General features: G+C 66.7%; 18 protein-coding genes. 12 read left to right on the forward strand and 6 right to left on the reverse strand.

The genetic code is table 11. The features are described 5' to 3' along the window. Positions 1-161: 161 nt before the first annotated feature. Positions 162-1406: an IS256 family transposase gene (locus A3Q40_RS14500; protein WP_068102126.1), complete on the forward strand. Its 1245-nt coding sequence runs from the start codon at positions 162-164 to the stop codon at positions 1404-1406. A 1410-nt stretch (positions 1407-2816) separates the two neighbouring features. Here A3Q40_RS14500 and arsA read toward each other — a convergent pair. Genes arsA through A3Q40_RS14515 form a run of 3 tightly spaced genes read right to left on the reverse strand, consistent with a single transcriptional unit; the run spans position 2817 to position 5422 of the window. Further along, positions 2817-4562 carry an arsenical pump-driving ATPase gene (gene arsA / locus A3Q40_RS14505; RefSeq protein WP_068103193.1) on the reverse strand — a complete coding sequence of 582 codons (1746 nt, stop codon included), beginning with the start codon at positions 4560-4562 and terminating at the stop codon, positions 2817-2819. A gap of 11 nt (positions 4563-4573) precedes the next feature. Next, a complete protein-coding gene (arsD, locus tag A3Q40_RS14510) occupies positions 4574-4984 on the reverse strand; it encodes an arsenite efflux transporter metallochaperone ArsD (protein WP_068103194.1) in 411 nt (136 codons plus the stop codon). 12 nt (positions 4985-4996) lie between these two features. After that, positions 4997-5422, reverse strand: coding sequence for an arsenate-mycothiol transferase ArsC (locus tag A3Q40_RS14515; protein WP_068103195.1), 426 nt, complete (start codon positions 5420-5422; stop codon positions 4997-4999). Positions 5423-5501: 79 nt separating this feature from the next. On the opposite strand from A3Q40_RS14515, the gene A3Q40_RS14520 reads away from it, so the two are divergent. From A3Q40_RS14520 to A3Q40_RS14540, 5 genes are read left to right on the forward strand one after another with little or no spacing between them, the layout of a single operon-like run. Next, on the forward strand, positions 5502-5909 hold the full coding sequence (locus tag A3Q40_RS14520) for an ArsR/SmtB family transcription factor (protein WP_068103196.1): 408 nt from the start codon (positions 5502-5504) through the stop codon (positions 5907-5909). Continuing rightward, positions 5906-6991: an ACR3 family arsenite efflux transporter gene (gene arsB, locus A3Q40_RS14525; RefSeq protein WP_068103197.1), complete on the forward strand. Its 1086-nt coding sequence runs from the start codon at positions 5906-5908 to the stop codon at positions 6989-6991. The genes A3Q40_RS14520 and arsB overlap by 4 nt, the downstream gene beginning before the upstream one ends. 38 nt (positions 6992-7029) lie before the next feature. Continuing rightward, on the forward strand, positions 7030-7461 hold the full coding sequence (locus A3Q40_RS14530) for an arsenate reductase ArsC (RefSeq protein WP_068103198.1): 432 nt from the start codon (positions 7030-7032) through the stop codon (positions 7459-7461). Between the two features lie 52 nt (positions 7462-7513). After that, positions 7514-8497 carry a thioredoxin-disulfide reductase gene (gene trxB, locus A3Q40_RS14535; protein WP_068103199.1) on the forward strand — a complete coding sequence of 328 codons (984 nt, stop codon included), beginning with the start codon at positions 7514-7516 and terminating at the stop codon, positions 8495-8497. Positions 8498-8502: 5 nt separating this feature from the next. Continuing rightward, positions 8503-9558, forward strand: a complete 1056-nt coding sequence (locus A3Q40_RS14540) for an ArsO family NAD(P)H-dependent flavin-containing monooxygenase (RefSeq protein WP_068106316.1) — start codon at positions 8503-8505, stop codon at positions 9556-9558. Positions 9559-9569: 11 nt separating this feature from the next. Here the strand turns inward: A3Q40_RS14540 and A3Q40_RS14545 are convergent, their stop codons facing one another. Further along, entirely contained in the window at positions 9570-9887 is a 318-nt protein-coding gene (locus A3Q40_RS14545) for an alkylmercury lyase (RefSeq protein WP_068106319.1), read from the reverse strand. Positions 9888-9892: 5 nt separating this feature from the next. Continuing rightward, a complete protein-coding gene (locus tag A3Q40_RS14550; RefSeq protein ID WP_068103201.1) occupies positions 9893-10798 on the reverse strand; it encodes a GNAT family N-acetyltransferase in 906 nt (301 codons plus the stop codon). Between the two features lie 94 nt (positions 10799-10892). Here A3Q40_RS14550 and A3Q40_RS14555 point away from each other — a divergent pair, with 94 nt between their 5' ends. From A3Q40_RS14555 to A3Q40_RS14580, 6 genes are all read left to right on the forward strand, one after another. Further along, entirely contained in the window at positions 10893-12239 is a 1347-nt protein-coding gene (locus tag A3Q40_RS14555) for an NAD(P)-binding domain-containing protein (RefSeq protein ID WP_068106318.1), read from the forward strand. A gap of 4 nt (positions 12240-12243) precedes the next feature. Further along, on the forward strand, positions 12244-13461 hold the full coding sequence (locus tag A3Q40_RS14560) for an MFS transporter (protein WP_068103203.1): 1218 nt from the start codon (positions 12244-12246) through the stop codon (positions 13459-13461). A 16-nt stretch (positions 13462-13477) separates the two neighbouring features. Then, positions 13478-14527 carry a flavin-containing monooxygenase gene (locus tag A3Q40_RS14565; protein WP_068103204.1) on the forward strand — a complete coding sequence of 350 codons (1050 nt, stop codon included), beginning with the start codon at positions 13478-13480 and terminating at the stop codon, positions 14525-14527. A 55-nt stretch (positions 14528-14582) separates the two neighbouring features. Continuing rightward, positions 14583-14831 (forward strand): hypothetical protein, encoded by a 249-nt coding sequence (locus A3Q40_RS14570; RefSeq protein WP_157889597.1) that lies wholly within the window; start codon positions 14583-14585, stop codon positions 14829-14831. Positions 14832-15130: 299 nt separating this feature from the next. After that, positions 15131-18202 (forward strand): hypothetical protein, encoded by a 3072-nt coding sequence (locus A3Q40_RS14575; RefSeq protein ID WP_157889598.1) that lies wholly within the window; start codon positions 15131-15133, stop codon positions 18200-18202. Between the two features lie 142 nt (positions 18203-18344). Further along, positions 18345-18938: a hypothetical protein gene (locus tag A3Q40_RS14580; RefSeq protein WP_068103210.1), complete on the forward strand. Its 594-nt coding sequence runs from the start codon at positions 18345-18347 to the stop codon at positions 18936-18938. A gap of 99 nt (positions 18939-19037) precedes the next feature. On the opposite strand, the gene A3Q40_RS20305 is transcribed toward A3Q40_RS14580, so the two are convergent. Next, positions 19038-19637 (reverse strand): hypothetical protein, encoded by a 600-nt coding sequence (locus A3Q40_RS20305; protein ID WP_157889599.1) that lies wholly within the window; start codon positions 19635-19637, stop codon positions 19038-19040. Positions 19638-19716 lie beyond the last annotated feature (79 nt).

Raw genomic sequence — 19716 nt, forward strand, 5'->3', positions numbered from 1 at the left:
TCGCTCCCGTCACCGATGATCTCCGCTCCGGGTTGCGTCCATCAGAGTGGTGTACGAGCCACAGCTGAATGAGCTTGCTGGCGTGTCGTAACCGAACGAAAGACGGCCACCGCGTGATTCTCGAAGAGACCGACCAAAGTCACTCGAGACAGGACCACACGATGACCACTGCCCACGATATCGACCTGCGCAAGCTTGTCGACGACCGACTCACCGGTGCCAGCCCTGACCTGCTGCGCGAACTGCTGGCGATGTTCCTCGACGCCCTGATGAGCGCCGAAGCCGACGCACTGTGCGGCGCCGGCTACGGCCAACGCTCCGATGAGCGGAGCAATACCCGCAACGGGTACCGGCACCGGGACTTCGATACCCGTGTCGGCACTCTCGACGTCGCCATCCCCAAACTGCGGCAAGGCTCCTACTTCCCTGATTGGCTGCTGCAACGCCGGAAGCGGGCCGAGAGGGCCCTGACCACCGTGGTCGCGACGTGCTACCTACTCGGGGTCTCGACCCGACGAATGGAGAAACTCGTCGACACCCTCGGCATCACGTCGTTGTCGAAATCGCAGGTCAGCGTCATGGCGAAAGAACTCGACGAACAGGTCGAAGCCTTCCGCAACCGGCAACTCGACGCCGGTCCCTACACGTTCGTCGCCGCCGATGCGCTGGTGCTCAAGGTCCGGGAGAACGGGCGGGTCGTCAACGTCCACACCCTGGTCGCGGTCGGCGTCAATGCCGACGGCTATCGCGAGATCCTCGGTATCGATGTCACCTCCGCCGAGGACGGCGCCGGCTGGCTGAGCTTTTTCCGCGGGCTCGTCGCCCGAGGCCTGTCCGGAGTGCAACTCGTGACCTCCGACGCCCACGCCGGCCTGGTGTCCGCGGTCGGCGCGACCCTGCCCGGCGCATCGTGGCAGCGATGCCGGACGCACTATTCGACCAACCTGATGGCGGTGACACCGAAAGCGTCGTGGCCGTGGGTGAAGACGCTGTTGCATTCCGTTTACGACCAACCGGATGCGGATTCGGTTCACGCGCAGTACAACCGGGTGATCGACGCCTTGGAGGAGAAGCTGCCGAAGGTGGCCGAGCATCTCGACGGGGCGCGAGCGGATCTGCTGGCATTCACTGCGTTCCCGAAGCAGATCTGGCGGCAGATCTGGTCCAACAATCCGCAGGAGCGGCTGAACAAGGAGATCCGCCGCAGAACCGACGTCGTCGGGATCTTCCCGGATCGGGCTGCGCTGATCCGGCTGGTCGGTGCCGTGCTCGCCGAGCAGCACGACGAGTGGATCGAAGGGCGACGCTATCTCGGACTCGACGTCCTCGCTCGCTCTCGTAGCGATAGGACCGCTCAGAACGTCACTGAGTCTGACGAGGAGGTGGTACCGGCTTTGACCGCATAACCCGACAACGAGGAATCACGCGACGACGTCGCACACCACCTCACGGGACTTGACCCCGCTCCGACGGCGCGAACCCAGCCTGCGAGCCGTTCGGGCACCCAGGGCACCAGACACATAGCGGTTGGCCGGCCCATCGGCATCCTGGCCAGATCCGCAGTGTCGTGCCAGAGCCCGAGTACCGGGCCTTCGCTCCAGTCGGAGGAGTACCGGCCTCGCGAGGTTCCGACAACGACATCTCTCTGGCGGGAGATGGCCTCGACCTCACGATTCCTGGCGATGCTGCTCTTCTGGGGCGTCCACAGCAGGATTGTCTGTCCGGGCTGTGCGTGCTGACGCACCCAGCGGTGGGCCAGCGCGATGGCTGTCGGATCTCCTGCGCTGCTGTTGGTGACAGCGCACGGATAGTTGCAGTTCTGCTCGAACATCACTTGCTCCGCCGGTTGTACGGCGACTGGTTCGTCGGCTTCAGGCTGACCCCGAGATCGGACGCGTGCGACCGTACGGCGTCTTCGGTGCGTCCGAGCTTGAGCCCCATCACGCGGGTGGGGGTGTTCTGTTGCGCGAGTTGCCGCAGCTGCTGGTTGTCGCCGCGTGACCATGCCTTGCCGTGGTTGCCGGGTGTTTGCTCATGTCGGTGCCCCTCCCTCGAGGGCGTGCGACGTCAGCGACATCGAGTCGACAACGCACTGCCGGGGGACTCCCCGAGCGGAGGCGCTCTGTGCGCTGTGCGTTACGGTGGCCGAACAAGGCTCCAATCTTGTACAGGCCCCGTCTGTCGGCTCACCCCGATGGTCGGGGCTTTGCTGTCGACGCGCGTATCCATTAGCCACCCGCTCCGAGATGTCCATATCTTGTGCACTTCGGGGTGAGTGACCACTAGATGTATGAACTATATCGGATTGTACCGACAAGTCTGTATGCCCTAGTTCGACCCATGCTGAGGCTGCCAGCCTGATCCCCGGCGTCGCCAAGCCCGCCGCACCGATCGAATTGCAGACGGCGACTGCGCGCGGCCTCGACGCGTTGTTCCTCCACCTGATACTGCGCTGTGCCACTGCTGGGGCGGCGCCCACATGTTCGAGGTAGCAGCGGGCCCCGCCGGAACCGGCGACGAGTGTCTTGCGTGTTTCGTTCCAGGCGGTACTGCGATCGAACGGGGGCGCCTACCAGGCTTGGCTCAGTCCCTTCGGCGAAGAACCGATCCATCGCAAACCCGGAGTCAACTCAGCGTCCGCGATGCCGACTTGCCGCGTGAGGGTGTTGAGCTAGGCGACGAGGTTCTCGTCGAGGTGCTTGGCCAACGCCGTCACAAGCGGTGGGCAACGGGCGCAGCGCTTTCGACCTCCGACTATGAGTCGGCGCCTCGAACTTCACCCCCGAACCGTGTGTGGCGCACACCCCGTCGGGACGCTAGGTCAGTGCCCGCAACGCGTTGATCCCGACGGGTTCGGTCGGCATCATCGGCACGATCGCACTCCGGCTGTGTGTGCTCGTGATGGCATCGATTTCGGCGAGCTCGGTGCCGGCGCGTCGTTGGAGAAGCGGTGATGTGGGGTGGGCTGCGGCGATGGAGTTGTTGACCACCCAGGCCCAGGGGTGGATGCCCGCACGTTGAAGGTCGGCGTGGAGGCCTTCGGCTTCGAGACGGGGCGTCGTTTCGGCGAGGGTGACGATGAGGATCTTGGTCTCGTCGGGGTTCTGCAGCCGCATGAGTGGGGTGGTGAAGTTCGTGTTCTCGCCCATCTGGCGGGCGATCTCGCGGTGGTAGGAGCCGGTCGCATCGAGCAGGAGCAAAGTGTGGCCGGTGGGGGCGGTGTCGACGACGACGAAGTGCCGTCGGGATTCGTGGATGATGCGGGAGAAGGCCTGGAAGACAGCGACTTCCTCGGTGCACGGGGATTTCAGGTCCTCGGCGAGGTTGGCGCGGCCCTGTTCGTCGAGGGCGGCGCCCTTGCTGGTAAGGACCCGTTCCCGGTACGCGGCGGTGGCCTCGGCCGGATCGATCCGCGAGACGGTGAGGTTGTCGAGGGTGCCGGCGAGGGTGTCGGTGAGGTGCGCGGCCGGGTCGGTGGTGGTCAGGTGGACCTGGTGGCCGCGTTCGGCGAGCGCGACGGCCACCGCGGCAGCGATGGTGGTCTTCCCGACTCCGCCCTTGCCCATGCACATGATCAGGCCGTGGTCGTCGGCGGCGAGTTCGTCGACGAGCGCGGACAGCGGCGCATCCGGAACTGCGGCAGCGGACACGGAATCCTGGTGGGCCGGAGCGGTGCTCGACTCGGTGGTGAACAGGGAGCCCAGGGCGTCGATGCCGACCATGTTGGTGGCCTTGAGCTCGACCTGATCGAGGGGCAGCTTCCGCAGGTCGCCCGGTAGCGCGGCCAGGGCGGCCTGTTCACGGTCGTAGATCGCGGCGGCCAGGGCGTCGCCCCTGTCGGGGGCGGGGAGGACTCCGTTGATGACGACGTGCTGTTCGGTCAGTCCGATGTCGGCGAGTTCGGTGTGGGTGCGGGCGATCTCGGCCAGCGGGGAGCGCTGCGGCCGGGCGACCAGCACGAGGCGGGTGCGCTGCGGGTCCGCGAGGGCGGCGACGGCGCCGGCGTAGATGGTGCGCTGCTTCTCGAGCCCGGACAGAGGGCCCAGGCAGGAGGCGTCGCCCTTGGCGTCGTGGAGGAAGTCGGTCCACGACCCGGGCAGCTGCAGCAGCGGGATGGTGTGGCCGGTGGGGGCGGTGTCGAACAGGACGTAGTCGAACCCGGCGATCGTGGTCTCGTCGGTGAGCAGCGCGGTGAACTCGTTGAACGAGGCGATCTCGGTGGTGCACGACCCGGAGAGCTGTTCGGTGATCGACGCGAGTTCCTTCTCTGGGAGCAGCCCGCGGACGGGCCCGATGATGCGTTCGCGGTACGCATCAGCTGCCTGTTCGGGGTCGATCTCGAGCGCCGAAAGCCCCGGGACGGCAGGAACGTCGGTGATGGTGTTGCCGATGCTCAGCCCGAAGACCTGCCCCACGTTGGAGGCGGGGTCGGTACTGACGAGCAGGACCTTCTTGCCCTCGCGGGTGAGGGCGATGGCGGAGGCGCAGGCGATCGAGGTCTTCCCGACTCCGCCCTTGCCGGTGAAGAACAGGAATCGGGGTGCACCGTCGAGGAACTTCATGGGTCGACCTTTCAGCAGCAGCTGGTGTTGTCCGGGCCGTCGCTGCAGCACGATCCGGCGTCGGTGGTGTCGGTGAGGGCGAGCATCTGGATGCCGGTGGGAGCGGCCGCGGGTTCGGCGGCGATGCCGGCCCACTTGGCGAGCTGGGCGCGGTCGGGGTAGCGGCCGGTGACGGCGGTGACGCCGTCGACCAGGACCAGCGGCAGGCCCTCGGAGCCGGAGAGCTGCAGGAACGCCTTGACCGGCTCCCGCTCGGCGAAGGCAAGCGGCGCATTGGCGAGGTTGAAGCGGGCGATGTCGCCGCCCTGGGTGTTGATCCAGTCCATGTCGGCGGTGAAGGTGACCAGGGCCTGGTCGACGTCGTCGCCGCACACTCCGGTGTTGCAGCACAGTGCGGGCTCGAAAACCTCGATACGGGTCATCAGGGGGTCCTCTCAGTTCTCAGGGGTGGATGGGGTGGTGAGCTGGGCGGCGAGCTGGGCGACGCGGGCGGCGATGTCGTCGCGGACCAGGCGCATGCGTTCGATGCCGTCGATGCCGCGTTCGGACGGCTCGTCGGTGTCCCAGTTCTCGAACCGGGTCCCCGGGACGGGATCGACGTGGGCCTCGCGGCCGAGGGTGACCACCACGTCGACGCCGCGCACCAGCTGCGGGTCGATCGCCTTCGGGGTCTCGGCGGTGATGTCGACCCCGACCTCGAGCAGCGACTGCGCGGACAGGGCGTTGACCGCGGCGCCCGGCTTGGTGCCGGCCGAGTGCACCTCGACCTCGTCGCCGGCGGCCTTGCGCATCAGCCCGGCCGCCATCTGGGACTTGCCGCCGTTCTTCACGCAGACGAACAGCACCGAAGGTTTGTTCACGCTCGGGTCCTTCCCGGGGTGGCCGTGTTCACCGGCCGTTCGGTTGACGAGTTGAATCGATAAGAGTCAATATAGACGTATGTCGAATCAATCGTCGAGCGGGGTCGAGGCCTGCTGCTCGCCCATCACGCGGGAGCCGTTGACCTCGGATTGGGCCTCTGACCTGGCCCGGATGTTCAAGGCGCTCGGTGATCCGGTGCGCCTGCGGATGCTGAGTCTGATCGCCAGCCACGAGAACAGCGAGAGCTGTGTGTGCGACATCTCCCCGGCGTTCGACCTGTCGCAGCCGACGATCTCGCACCACCTGAAGGTGCTGCGCGAGGCTGGTCTGCTCGACTGTGAGCGCCGCGGAACCTGGGTGTACTACCGGGTGATCCCGTCTGCGCTGGCGCAGCTCTCGGCGGTGCTGGCGTCCGAGGTCGGTGTCGTCGAAGGCTCGACGTGCGCGTCGGCCGACGCTGTCGTGGCCGCGGAGGTGGCCCGGTGACCGAGACGACCACCCACCCCGCTGTCGTCGGCAAGCTCTCGACCCTGGACCGGTTCCTGCCGGTGTGGATCGGTGTCGCGATGGTCGCCGGCCTGCTGCTGGGCCGGATGATTCCCGGGCTCGGGGACGCGCTCGGCGCCGTCGAACTCGACGGAATCTCACTACCGATCGCGCTCGGCCTGCTGATCATGATGTACCCGGTGCTCGCGAAGGTCCGCTACGACCGACTCGACACCGTCACCGGCGACCGCAAACTCCTCCTCGGATCCCTGCTGCTGAACTGGATCCTCGGCCCGGCGCTGATGTTCGCCCTCGCCTGGATCTTCCTGTCCGACCTGCCCGAATACCGGACCGGACTGATCATCGTCGGCCTCGCCCGCTGCATCGCCATGGTCATCATCTGGAACGACCTCGCCTGCGGCGACCGCGAGGCCGCCGCGGTGCTGGTCGCGATCAACTCCGTCTTCCAGGTGATCATGTTCGCCGTCCTCGGCTGGTTCTACCTCTCGGTCCTGCCCGGCTGGCTCGGACTCGAGCAGACCACCATCGACACCTCCCCGTGGCAGATCGCGAAATCCGTGCTGATCTTCCTCGGCATCCCGCTGCTCGCGGGCTTCCTCACCCGCCACTTCGGTGAGAAGGCCAAGGGCCGCGAATGGTACGAGCAGCGGTTCCTGCCCCGGATCGGACCCTGGGCGCTCTACGGCCTGCTGTTCACCATCGTGATCCTCTTCGCGCTCCAGGGCGACCAGATCACCTCGCAGCCAATCGATGTCGTGCGGATCGCGATCCCGCTGCTGGCGTACTTCGCGATCATGTGGGGCGGCGGCTACCTGCTCGGCGCCGCGATGGGCCTCGGCTACGAGCGCACCACCACCCTCGCGTTCACCGCGGCCGGCAACAACTTCGAACTCGCCATCGCGGTCGCGATCGCCACCTACGGCGTCACCTCCGGCCAGGCCCTCGCCGGCGTCGTCGGCCCGCTGATCGAGGTCCCCGTCCTCGTCGGCCTGGTCTACGTCTCCCTCGCGCTGCGCAAGCGGTTCACCCGCACCCCCGCACCGGCGCAGCTTCCCTCGTAATCGCACGACCGACTTTTCTGACCTCCGAAAGGTTCTCGATGACCACCGATTCCCCGAACATCACGCCGTCGGTCCTGTTCGTCTGCGTGCACAACGCCGGCCGCTCCCAGATGGCCGCCGGATTCCTCACCGCGCTGGCCGGTGATCGGATCGAGGTCCGCTCCGCGGGCAGCGCCCCGGCCGACCAGGTCAATCCCGCCGCGGTCTCCGCGATGGCTGAGGTCGGTATCGATATCTCGACGCAGTCCCCGAAGATCCTCACCGTGGACGCGGTGCAGGCTTCCGACGTGGTGATCACGATGGGCTGCGGTGACACCTGCCCGGTGTTCCCCGGAAAGTCCTACCGCGACTGGGTTCTCGAGGATCCGGCCGGGCAGGGTGTCGACGCGGTGCGCCCGATTCGCGACGAGATCAAGGCGAAGGTCGAGGCGCTGATCGCCGAACTCACCGCCGAGCCCGCCCGCTCCTGACCGGCAACGTCCACCTCTACGCCCCTGCGGGGGCCGCACGGAAGGCTCCTCATTGAGTACTGACGCGACCATCCACGACCTGATCATCGTCGGCTCCGGACCCGCCGGATACACGGCCGGCGTCTACGCCGCCCGTGCGGAGCTCGAGCCCCTGCTCTTCGAGGGCACCCAGTTCGGCGGCTCGCTGATGACCACCACCGAGGTGGAGAACTTCCCAGGCTTCCGCGAGGGCATCATGGGCCCCGATCTCATGGACGAGATGCGCGAGCAGGCCAAGCGTTTCGGCGCGGACATCCGCACCGAGGACGTCGAGGAGATCGAGCTGGACGGCCCGATCAAGAAGGTCGTCGCGAACGGCGAGACCTACTACGCGCGCGCCGTCATCCTCGCGATGGGTGCCGCCGCCCGCTACCTGGGCATCCCGGGGGAGGAGAAGCTCCTCGGCCGCGGCGTCAGCGCCTGCGCCACCTGCGACGGCTTCTTCTTCCGCGACCAGGACATCGTCGTGGTCGGCGGCGGCGACTCCGCGATGGAGGAGGCCACCTTCCTCACCAAGTTCGCCCGCAGCGTCACGCTCGTGCACCGCCGCGAGGAGTTCCGCGCGTCCCGGATCATGCTCGAGCGCGCCAAGGCGAACGAGAAGATCCGCTTCGTCACCAACGCGGAGCCGGTCGAGGTGCTGGGCGAGAACAGCGTCACCGGCCTGGTGGTCCGCGACACCGTCACCGGCGAGCAGTCCACGCTCGACGTCACCGGCATGTTCGTCGCGATCGGTCACGATCCGCGCAGCGAGCTCGTCAAGGGCCAGGTGGACGTCGACGACGCCGGCTACGTCCAGGTGCAGTCGCCGACCACCGCCACCTCCACCGCGGGTGTCTTCGCGGCCGGCGACCTGGTCGACCACACCTACCGTCAGGCCATCACCGCCGCCGGCACCGGCTGTGCCGCCGCGATCGACGCCGAGCGCTGGCTGGCCGACCAGGGTGACATCACCAGCAACACCCTCGCCGCCGCGGGCGAGCCCGTCACCGCCTGAGCGTGATGGAGCAGGGATCGGTGACCGACGTGGATGTGGTCGTGATCGGCGGGGGCCAGGCAGGTTTGGCCGCGGGCTACTACCTGCGGCGAGCCGGGCACCGGTTCGTGATCCTCGACGACCAGCCGATCGCGGGCGGGGCATGGCCACACACGTGGCCGTCGCTGCGGCTGTTCTCCCCGGCGGAGTTCGCGGCCCTGCCGGGATGGCCGATGCCGCCGTGGCCGGACGGATTCCCGCCCGCCTCGCATGTGGTCGACTACTTCACCGCCTACGAGGAGCGCTACGACCTGCCGATCGAGCGGCCCGTCCGGGTCGCCGGTGTGGACCGCGGCGGGCAGCACCTCGCCGTCACCACGAACCGGGGGATCTGGCGGGCCCGGCGGGTGATCAGCGCGACCGGCACCTGGCAGCAACCGTTTTGGCCGCTCTACCCGGGTGCGCGGGAGTTCACCGGCCGCCAACTCCACACTGTCGACTACCGCCGAGCCTCGGACTTCGCGGGCGCTCGGGTGGTGATCGTCGGGGGCGGTAACTCCGCCGCCCAGCTCGTCGCCGAAATCTCCAGCGTGGCCGCCACCACGTGGGTGACGACCCGGCCACCCCGCTTCCTCGCCGACGACGTCGATGGGCGGGTGCTGTTCCAGGTGGCGTCCGAGCGTGCCGCGGCGATCGCCGCCGGGAAACCCGATCCCGGCGGACCGGCGTCGCTCGGCGACATCGTGATGGTGCCTGAGGTGCACGAGGCCCGCGATCGTGGTGTCCTGCAGGCGTTACCGATGTTCGACCGCCTCACCCGAGACGGCGTGGCCTGGGGAGACCTAGAGCAGCACGCGGATGTCATCGTGTGGGCCACCGGCTTTCGGCCCGCGCTGGCCCACCTGCGTCCGCTGCGGTTGCGCGAGCACGACGGCACGATCGCAGTCTCGGGCACGAAGGCGCTGAAGGAGCCCCGCCTGCACCTGCTCGGCTACGGCGACTGGACCGGTCCCGGATCGGCGACCATCCTCGGCGTCGGGCGCACCGCCAAAGCCGCTGTCGCCGAACTCGACCTGGACTGAGCGTCCGGCGGTCAGTGTCGCCGCAGCTCGGCCCGGCGGATCGCTGCGACGAGGTCGGCCACTGTCGGTGCCCCGGCCGGGCCGTCGGCAGTGGGGTAGACCCTGCAGGTCAGTCCCACCCCGGTGGCCGGTGCGCAGGCGTCGACTCCGTCGATGCGGATGGTGGGCGAACCCGGAAACGCTTCGCGTTCTGCCTCATCCGGGGTGTCGATCGTGCGGAGCGTAATCGGTGTGCCGGCGTTCCCGGTCTCAGCGAGGGCCTGCGCGATCCGATCCCGGGCGACCTGCCAGTGGGGGCAGCTGTCGAAGTAGAGCAGCTCGATGTCCACGACCGTCAGCACGCCGCACAGCCGGCGGGGGCCCCGGCCTCGGATCGCCGTTCGAGCAGGACGGTGTCGCGCCACTCGCCGCCGAGCTGGGCGATGCGTTCGCGGACCCCGACGGTGCGGAACCCGGCCGAGTGGTGCAGCGCGATCGCCGCCCGGTTCTCCGGGAAGACCGAGGTCTGCAGCGTCCACAGACCGGCCTGATCGGCGGCGATCACCTGCGTCCGGAGCAGGGCCTTGCCGACGCCGCGGCCGCGCCAGCCGTCGGCGACACAGACCGCGCTTTCGGCGACCCCGCGCAAGTGCTCGTGCGGCGACGCCGCGGTCAGGGCGGCCCAGCCGACGACGGTGCCGTCGATCTCGGCGACCCACCGGTGATCCAGGAGCCACTGGGTGTCCAGCGTCTTCCGCGGCGGCACCTCGGTGGCGAAGGTGGTGAGACCGGTGGCGATGGCGTCGCCGTAAATGCGGCGCACCGCCGGCCAGTCCTCGTCGGTCATCGGCCGAACGGTGACGTCACCGGGAAGATCGTCGGGGCAGCACGGGCGCTGGGTGAGCAGGCCCATGACCGCGTCGGCCGCGCTCGGCAGACCGGTGCAGCACGCCGGGTTGACCACCACGACCGAGCTGGTGCCGTCCTTGTGGACGGTCACGAAGCCGACGTCGGCGAGCTTGCGGACGTGGTGCGAGATGGTCGGCTGGCCGATGCCCAGCCGTGTGGCCAGCTCCCCGATGCTGACCCCGGCCGGGGTACTGGCGACCTCGTGGAGAAGCCGGACACGGGTCGGTTCGGCCAGGCAGGCGAACCAACCCGCATAGGTGGCCGCGTCCTCGGCCGCCAAACCTGCCGACGGATGCCCGGCACCAGCGCGGGGCGGGACACGGCACTCGGCGGACTCAGTGGACGTAACCATGAACTCAGTATATCGATCGGCATCGATGGTTGCATTCATCGATGACCATCGATACTGTGGCATTGATCGAAGAACATCGATGAAAGGTCGAATGATGAACGACTTGCCCGTCGTCGTGATCGGTGCCGGACCCATCGGTCTGGCCGCCGCCGCAGAACTGCGCGAACGCCAGCTCACCCCGCTGGTCTTCGAGCGGGGCCCCCGCGCAGGAGCTGCCGTGGCCGAGTGGAACCACGTGCGACTGTTCTCCCGCTGGGCCGAGGTCATCGACCCCGCCGCCCGCCGCCTGCTCGACCAGACCGGCTGGAATGCCCCCGACGATGAGGCGTATCTGACCGGGCAGGAGTGGGTCCGCGACTACCTCGTCCCGCTCGCCGCCGCGCTCGGTGACGCCGTGCAGTTCGGCACCGAGGTCATCGGCGTCGCCCGCCGCGGCCGCGACCTCGTCGTCGACTCCGGCCGCGACACCGAACCGCTGTCCGTGCACATCCGCCGCGCCGACGGCACCGAGGAACGTGTGCTCGCGCAGGCGGTCATCGACGCCTCCGGCACCTGGGGCACCCCCAACCCGCTCGGCGGCGAAGGACTACCGGCACTCGGCGAGAAGGCCGCGGCCGACGTCATCTCCTACCGCGTCCCGGACCTCGACGACCGGGAAGTGCGCGCGCAGTACGCGGGCAAGCACACCGCGATCGCCGGCGGCGGCCACTCGGCACTGAACGCCATCGTTGCTCTCGCCGCGCTCGAGAAGGAAGCACCCGGCACCCGGATCACCTGGATCCTGCGCCGCGGCGACGTCGCCTCCACGTTCGGTGGCGGCGAATCCGACCAGCTGCCCGCCCGCGGCGCCCTGGGCCTGAAGGCGAAGAAGGCAGTCGACGACGGCCTGCTGAACGTCGTCACCGGCTTCCGCACCGCCGCAGTCGAACCCACAGGCCAGGACCAGGTTGCCCTGACCTCCGACAACGGTCAGCGAGTCGACGGTGTCGACCGCGTCGTGGTGCTCACCGGCTTCCGGCCCGAGCTGTCCTTCCTCTCGGAGATCCGCCTCGGCCTCGACCCGGTCCTGCAGGCGCCGACCGAGCTGGCCCCGCTGATCGACCCGAACGTGCACTCCTGCGGCACCGTCTACCCGCACGGCGCCAAGGAACTCAGCCACCCCGAACCCGGCTTCTACCTGGCCGGCATGAAGAGCTACGGCCGCGCACCGACGTTCCTGGCCATGACCGGCTACGAGCAGGTCCGCAGCATCGCCGCCGCCATCGCCGGTGACCACGAGGCCGCCGCCCGCGTCGAGCTGATCCTCCCCGAAACCGGGGTCTGCGGCGGCGCAGGGGTATTCGACGAGCCCGACGCCGACGCCGACGCCTCCGAGGGCGGCTGCTGCGGCGCGCCGCAGCCGGAGTTGGTGACCCTGACCGCACCCGGCGGGGCACGCTAGCCCGATGACGGACACCAAGACCCCGCCGCAGACCGACACCCTTCCCGCGGCCGGTCTGCGGCGGGTCTTGGCGATCCTGTGCCTGACGGAGATCACCAGCTGGGGCATCCTCTACTACGCGTTCCCCGTGCTGTCGGTCTCCATCGCCGACGACACCGGCTGGTCCCTGCAGACGATCATGGCCGCGTTCTCGATCGGCCAGCTCGCCGCCGCATTCACCGGCATCCCCGTCGGCCGCATCATCGACCGCATCGGCCCGCGCGCCATCATGACCGCCGGCTCCGTACTCGCCGTGCCCGCACTGCTTCTCATCGCGACCGCACACAACCTGCCGACGTTCTACGCCGGCTGGATCGTCGCCGGCATCGCGATGGGCGCCGTTCTCTATCCGCCCGCGTTCGCGGCCCTGACCCGCTGGTACGGCGACAGCTACGTCAAGGCGCTGATGATCCTCACCCTCGCCGCGGGCCTGGCGAGCACTGTCTTCGCCCCGCTCGCCGCCACTTTGGTCGAGCGAACCGACTGGCGCGCCACCTATCTCATCCTCGCGGCGATCCTCGCCGCCATCACCATCCCCGCCCACCTGTGGGGACTGCGCGGACGGTGGCCGCACCCACCCGCACCTGCGCACGGCGAGACGGCCGATCACCGCGACGCCTCCCGCAGCCCCGCGTTCCTCGCCCTCGTCGTCGCACTGAGCCTCGGAGCGTTCGCCGCCTTCGCCGGCGTGTTCAACCTCGTCCCGCTACTCATCGAACAAGGCTTCTCCCCATCCCTGGCGGCCCTGATTCTCGGCCTGAGCGGGGCCGGACAGCTCCTCGGCCGCATCGGCTACCTGCCCCTCGCCGCCCGTACCTCGGCCCGCAGCCGGGCCATCGGCGTCCTCGTCGCCACCGCCGTCAGCACCGCACTGCTGGGCGTCGTGACCACGGTCGCCACCCTGATCACCGTCGCGATCGGCGCCGGACTGATCCGTGGACTGTTCACCCTCGTCCAAGCCACCGCCATCACCGACCGGTGGGGCGCCACCCACTACGGCCGCCTCAACGGCCTGATGTCCGCACCCATCGTCATCGTCATGGCACTCGCCCCCTGGGCCGGAACCGCCCTGTCGAACTGGACCGGCAGCTACGCCCACGCCTACCTCGTCCTCGGCGCCATCGCACTCCTCGCAGCCCTCGTCGCGGCCGCCAGCGTCCCCCGCCGCCCCGCCGCCACCTGACCTTCAAGGACCCCACATGTCCCACTACGACGCCCTCATCGTGGGCGCCGGCCAGTCCGGCCTGGCCGCAGCCCACGCCCTGCGCCAGCGCGGCCTGACCGCCGCACTCCTCGAAGCCTCCGACGACACCGCCGGATCCTGGCCGCACTACTACGACAGCCTCACCCTGTTCTCGCCCGCGAAATACAGCTCCCTACCCGGGCTTTCCTTCCCCGGCGACCCCGACCACTACCCGCACCGCGACGAAGTCGTCGACTACCTCCGCCGCTACGCCAAGGGCCTCGACGTCGACATCCACCTCAAGCACCGGGTCGACGCCGTCGACCACGACGGACACACCTTCACCGCCCACACCGACACCGGAACCGCCTTCACCGCACCCCGGCTCGTCGCCGCCACAGGCGGATTCGGCTCACCCCACCTCCCGGCACTGCCAGGACAAGACACCTTCACCGGAAAACTGCTGCACGCCAGCACCTACCGCACCCCCGCCGACCACACCGGCGAGAACGTGATCGTCGTCGGCGCCGGCAACTCCGCGGTCCAGATCGCCGCGGAACTCGCCGCCACCGCCACCGCCACGGTCACTCTCGCCAGCCGTGCACCGGTGAAGTTCGCCCCGCAACGTCCCCTCGGCCGCGACATGCACTTCTGGTTCACCATCACCGGCATCGACGCCCTCCCCATCGGACACCGGATCACCAACCCGCCCACCGTGCCGGTCTTCGACACCGGCCGCTACCGCGCCGCCCTCACCGCATCCCAACCCGCTGCCCGCGAGATGTTCACCAGACTCGACGGCAACACCGCCGTATGGCCCGACGCCACCACCACCGACGTCGACGCGATCATCCTCGCCACCGGATACACCCCCCACCTGCCCTACCTCGCCGGTATAGGCGCCCTCGACCCGGCCGGACGCCCCCTGCAACGGAAAGGCCTGTCCACAACCCACACCGGACTCGGCTACATCGGGTTGGAATGGCAACGCAGCCTCGCCTCTGCCTCTCTGCGAGGAGTCGGCCGCGACGCCCACCACCTCGCTCGTCACCTGTCCCACGAGTAGACGCTGACAGCGCATTCGAGTGTCGGTGCCCGCAGATACGATCTTGATCACTCAAGTGCAACCACAGGGGGACGACATGGCGGGATTCACGATGGATCCGAACTTCGAGAAGAAGCTCGCGAAGCAGGTCGCGGGAAACCTGCAGCGGGAAGTCGACGCCGTCTACCGGCAGTGCAAGGGGCAGCCTGTCGCCACGGTCAAACGTGCGCTGCAACGCAAGCTTGGCACCGCCCTCGTCGAGCCGACGTTGACCAGCATCGCCGAAGCAATCAGCCGCGGTGACAACGTCAAGATCAAGCTCTAACAGGGCTTGAGTCCTGCCTCGATGGCCGGTCCGGTACCGACTGTCGCTCTGAAAGTGCTAGTGCCGGAACGCGAGTCCTCATCTGTCCAGATTTGGGTGAGCTTTGAGTGGCGGTCCCTGGTGGCTGTGGATCTGATTGGTCCGCCCGGGCCCGCGCATAGTTCTGGTTCATGCCGAGATCGTTGTGGGGGTTCCATCTCACGGCAAACTGCACTGCAGTGCGCGGCCCGAGGCGAGCGACGAGCGGTGAACCGCGATGCCGTAGTCGATGGAGATACTCAAGTTAGTGGAAGGTGAGCGTGGCAACTCCGGTCCAGATGTCCCAGATTATCCGGCTCGCGCTAGGCACACTGTCTGCGGACAACGCGCATCATTCGTTTGAGCATATGTGCCGCCACGTCGCCAAACGTCGCATCGCCAGCAATGTCCTGCCGGCCACTGGGCCGGTGTCGGCCGGGGGCGACCAAGGACGTGACATCGAGACGTTCCGCACCTACCTGGCCGATGAACTGCCATTTGCTCTCGGGTTCCTTGCGTTGGCTTCCACTGACGTTGTCGTGTTCGCGTGCACCATTCAACGAGACGGACTACGCGCAAAGTTCGAGGGCGACATTGGGTCGATCTGTACGCAAGGCACTCGGGTCGACAGGATCTACATCTTCGCCACCGCGAACGTGCCGACACGGTTGCGGCACGATTTGCAGGAATGGGCGACGCAGCAGTATGCCGTTGCGCTCGATATCATCGATGGGTCGGCGTTGGCTGAATTCCTGGCGGAGCCGGAGCTCTATTGGATTGCCCAGGAGTACCTACATCTACCCTCCGAGCTTGCACCGCAGGTTGACCACGTCGAGAGCGATTCGCAGTTGCCGTCCTGGTACGTCGACTTGCGTGCGTACTGGCAGGAGCCCAGCCGGAAGGCGGTGAACCTCGGTGACCTGTTCGACCTTCGGAACGGCCTGAAGCACGCCATTCCGGCGGGGCCGGCGCGTGCAGACCTCGACGGCTGGCTGATGCTGATGACCCAACTGGCCGAGCTGAGTCCGGACGCGGAAGCTCGCCTGCACGCGATCTACGAGATCGTGGTGGCCCGTAGCCGGGGCACTGCTGACCTGCGCCCCGCCGAGACGCTGATCCGTCAATTCATCGATGAGGTTCAGGGCAGTGACGATCCGACTCTGCTGTTCAACGCCAGCCTGCTGATCCAGTTCTGCACAAGCGCGGCCGCATTGGGGCTCACCGACATTCCGATGTCCGAGGCCGTCGGTTGGATAACGCCACTCCGCCGCCACGTCGACGAGTTGATGGAACGCGACTGGGGCTCGAACACACGGGCCGCCCTGCTCCAGGTCGCCGCGCACCTGGCATTGCATGTCGACTACACGGGCGCCGAGGTCCGGGGTACTGCGACGCTCGATGACATCGACCATCTGTACGAGTCGCTTACCCAGGCGATGGAGCGTGGCACGCTGCAAACACACCTGGAACCCGCGCCGGTAGTCGACCTCGAGGCTGCCATGCAGCATCTAGTCGATCTGGTTGAACTGCTGCCGGATGCTCCCGCGTACCCAATCGAGGTGTTCGGCGTGACTGTCGATCTACTCACGCCGATCTTGTGGGACCATCCGCTTTATCGGCATGTGTGTGATGGCCTGGACCGGGCTGTCGCCCGTCAAGTAGGTGACATTGAGGCTGGTGACAGGTGCCGTCAACGGGCCGAAGCTCTTCAGAAGTCAGGCAGGTTGCTCGACGCGCTCCGCGAGTTCCACCAGGCCAAGGTCAATTGGTTTCATGGCGACACCCTCTATGGAGCACTTCGAGCGATGGGCAACATCGTTGACATCTACTGCGCCCTGGGCATGTATCTGGCGGCCAAGAAGTACGCACTGGCGATGGCCGCTCTTGCCCACGGCAGCGCAGAGCCCGCCGACCGCGAATTCGTGCCGATGGCGTTGTTCTCAGCCGCCAATATGGACCATTTGGTAGGGGCCTGGATCTCGTCCGCAGAGATCGCAACGATCGCCGGCGAGGCCCACCTTGCCTGGGCGCCCGACGCGGGCAGCCTCGAACGCCACCCGTATGTGTCGGAAGCCATGAAGTACCAAGCATTCACCGCGGTGATAGCCGCGCAGACCCGCCCCGAGTTCGTATCGACCATGCATGATCTCTTCAGCGGTGGCCTGTTCGACGGCCTCACACATACTCGTGAAGCACGTCCTTCGGGGGTAGTGCGTTCCGAGCAAGAGTGGACGAACTGGCTATCAGACATGGCCGGCGCCCCGTTCAGCGACGTCGGACCACGCCGAAATGTTGCCTTCCACGCCCTCGGCGTGCGGTGGACTATCCACTGCCGTAATGAACGGGACACCGTTCTCGCGCTCGAGGACTTCACGTCCACCATTCAGATTCTGCTGGTCGAGTTCGCTTCCCTGGACCCAGTTCTCATCGTTCAAGACGTCGACATCGAGGTCCGCACTTATCCTCCCGGTCGACGGCCCGATGAGACCTTCCTGACCCGTACCAGCGAGGGTCGGCGATCGTGTCTGCTGTTCCTGCCGGCCGATCCAACGGGTGAAGTCGACGACGAACGACACTCGAGCAACGACGTCTTGCACTTGGCTTTCCAGGTTCTGGTCGGAAACTCGCTACTGAACCAACAACAGTTCAGGCATGTCATGGACCAAGCGGCCAGGAACGGCCTGTTCTCCAATCTGGAGATCGGACGTCCGTACCGGGAACTTGCGCAGTTCCGCACCCGAGTTGCCACGCCGCTCGCCGACCCGCGGCACCGCCCGCTTGCGAATGCCACGCATCCCAACCCGCGAGCCGCGGCACCTCATATGCAACCGCGCGCAGGGGCTGGACCGGGTTACAGCCTTGAAAAGGCGCACGCGGTTCTCGCCGAGCGCTACGAAATCTTGCCGAGGTCTATTCGGCACACCATCCCCGAGCTGATTTCCGCCCCACACGTGCGAGAAATCTTCCGCGATCTACGCGACAAGGGTTGGAAAGACTGGCACATCCTCAACGTCGTGGTGAATCTGACCGTCAACCACCGCATTGCCCTTCGCCACGGCGCAATCATGGAAGATCGTGCCGAGGAGATGACGGCGGCGTTCCATGCAGAAGCGATGCGTGCCGATCAGCCCAATGACCCTCAGATCTCAGCCGATGAAATCACCCGGGATGCCATGGAGCAGGGCATCCAACTCGTAGCCGTGAGCAGCCTCCACCGTTGGGGACTGGAGTTGCACCACGGCACCACTGACTTGACCGCGATCATGCAACTCCTCGCCGAGCGCTACATGTTCTGGGACGACGACATACCGCACCCCGACCCATTCGACGGGCGACTTCCAAGTGCTGAATAGCGGCGACAAACGACTTGTGGGTGAGGCTGGCCAGAGTTCCTGACGGTCAGTCAGACCCCGCCAGTGACTATTGAATGAGAACCTGCAGTCGGTCCGGAATCAGTTCGCCCCAAACACGAGCCAAGCCAGGCAAGATTGCGGGGTGCGCGATCAGAGATTTGACCAGAAGTTTGCCGAGCAGCTCGGCTATGTACGGCGCTCATCGAAGTCATACGACGAAGGCCATGAGGATGAAGCGATTCGCCTAGCCACGTCGTTGCGGGTTCTCCTTCACGACAAGCGGCGAAACGTATCGCTCTTCACGCATACCGGTCGCCGCGAAGGTCAGCTGCTCTCGTCTTCGCGTGGTCTCGGAGACTGGAAGGACTACCTGGCTCACGAGATCAAGCCGCTCGCTCTCGAGCCGATCCGAATGTCGCCGCTCATAGGCACCGAGTTCCACGAGCTGCCAGTCGAGGAATGGTGGTCCGGCGAAACGGTCTTCGTTCATGACGAAGTCCAGTACACCCGAAAGCTGATCGTGCTTAGCGCTGCGGACAAAGACGGAGGCGCGCACGTCGACGAGGATCTTGAGGACTACTACGAGGTACTGCGCGCCGGAGAGTACGCAATTGGCATCTCCCGCGACTTCGATCCCCCAGGGGTGACGATCTACCCGACGAATGCCCACCTCGCGCTACTGAGGCAGTTTGCTCACGAGATGCTCGCCTCGGCTACCCACTACGGGTGGATGTAGGCCACAAGCTGAACCTCTATGACCTGTCGGTGTTCCAAGCGAAACGATGACCAAGGCCGAGCAAGATGTACCTCGTCGACCAATAGACCAGCCCCCCAACTATGCGGGGGAGATCCGGCCTATAGCGCGTTCTTCAACGTTCCCACTTGCCGAAATTCTAGTGGCCCAAAGGACTCCACCGATGGTCGGATGCACATTCAGCCTGTTGACGTGTTGCGCCACGTGACTCGCTATTGCGAAGTAGTCCGCGTCGTCGTCACTCGTCAGGTCGGCCGGCGTGGATGCGAGGACTGCTTGCTCGACTCTCGGTACTGCAAGACCCACGCGTGCGCTCCACGATGGAGCGAAGCCGTTTCGCGAAGACATCTCAAGCCGCATCGAGATCCCGTCCATGAAGCCAAACCCGAACAGGGTTGCGTACCCGGAGTTCATTGCAGGACTGTACATCTGCCACTGTTCTAACAAGTGTGTCGAACCCGCCGCAACATCTTCCAGGCTGGAGTACCGGCGGTTCTCGACGCGGTCTAACCAAGGCACGATTAGATCGGCGGCGCCCATACCAGTGACCAGGAAGCGGTCCTTAGCGTTGATCCAGTGCTTCCGAACCTCGGCATCGGCAACGACTCCTTGTCCTGACGCAAGCGAATCGACGATGACCGTCAACTCGTCGCCGTTCAGCCGATAGATGATCAGCGTCACAGCAAGCGCTCCATGCCAAGGTTCATGCGGCTACGGTGTGTGTCAGCACCGGCCACCGCCTGGTTGGGAGTGCTGTTCT

It is taken from the genome of Rhodococcus sp. PBTS 1, from assembly GCF_001620025.1.
Classification (GTDB): Bacteria; Actinomycetota; Actinomycetes; order Mycobacteriales; family Mycobacteriaceae; genus Rhodococcoides; species Rhodococcoides kroppenstedtii.

Excerpts from the sequence above, each read along its gene's own strand:
- A3Q40_RS14565 (WP_068103204.1), top strand. The coding sequence starts at position 13,478 with ATGTCCCACTACGACGCCCTCATCGTGGGCGCCGGCCAGTCCGGCCTG.
- A3Q40_RS14550 (WP_068103201.1), bottom strand. The coding sequence starts at position 10,798 with ATGGTTACGTCCACTGAGTCCGCCGAGTGCCGTGTCCCGCCCCGCGCT.
- A3Q40_RS14500 (WP_068102126.1), top strand. The coding sequence starts at position 162 with ATGACCACTGCCCACGATATCGACCTGCGCAAGCTTGTCGACGACCGA.
- A3Q40_RS14520 (WP_068103196.1), top strand. The coding sequence starts at position 5,502 with ATGTCGAATCAATCGTCGAGCGGGGTCGAGGCCTGCTGCTCGCCCATC.
- A3Q40_RS14560 (WP_068103203.1), top strand. The coding sequence starts at position 12,244 with ATGACGGACACCAAGACCCCGCCGCAGACCGACACCCTTCCCGCGGCC.
- A3Q40_RS14555 (WP_068106318.1), top strand. The coding sequence starts at position 10,893 with ATGAACGACTTGCCCGTCGTCGTGATCGGTGCCGGACCCATCGGTCTG.
- A3Q40_RS14530 (WP_068103198.1), top strand. The coding sequence starts at position 7,030 with ATGACCACCGATTCCCCGAACATCACGCCGTCGGTCCTGTTCGTCTGC.
- arsA (WP_068103193.1), bottom strand. The coding sequence starts at position 4,562 with ATGAAGTTCCTCGACGGTGCACCCCGATTCCTGTTCTTCACCGGCAAG.
- arsD (WP_068103194.1), bottom strand. The coding sequence starts at position 4,984 with ATGACCCGTATCGAGGTTTTCGAGCCCGCACTGTGCTGCAACACCGGA.
- A3Q40_RS14540 (WP_068106316.1), top strand. The coding sequence starts at position 8,503 with ATGGAGCAGGGATCGGTGACCGACGTGGATGTGGTCGTGATCGGCGGG.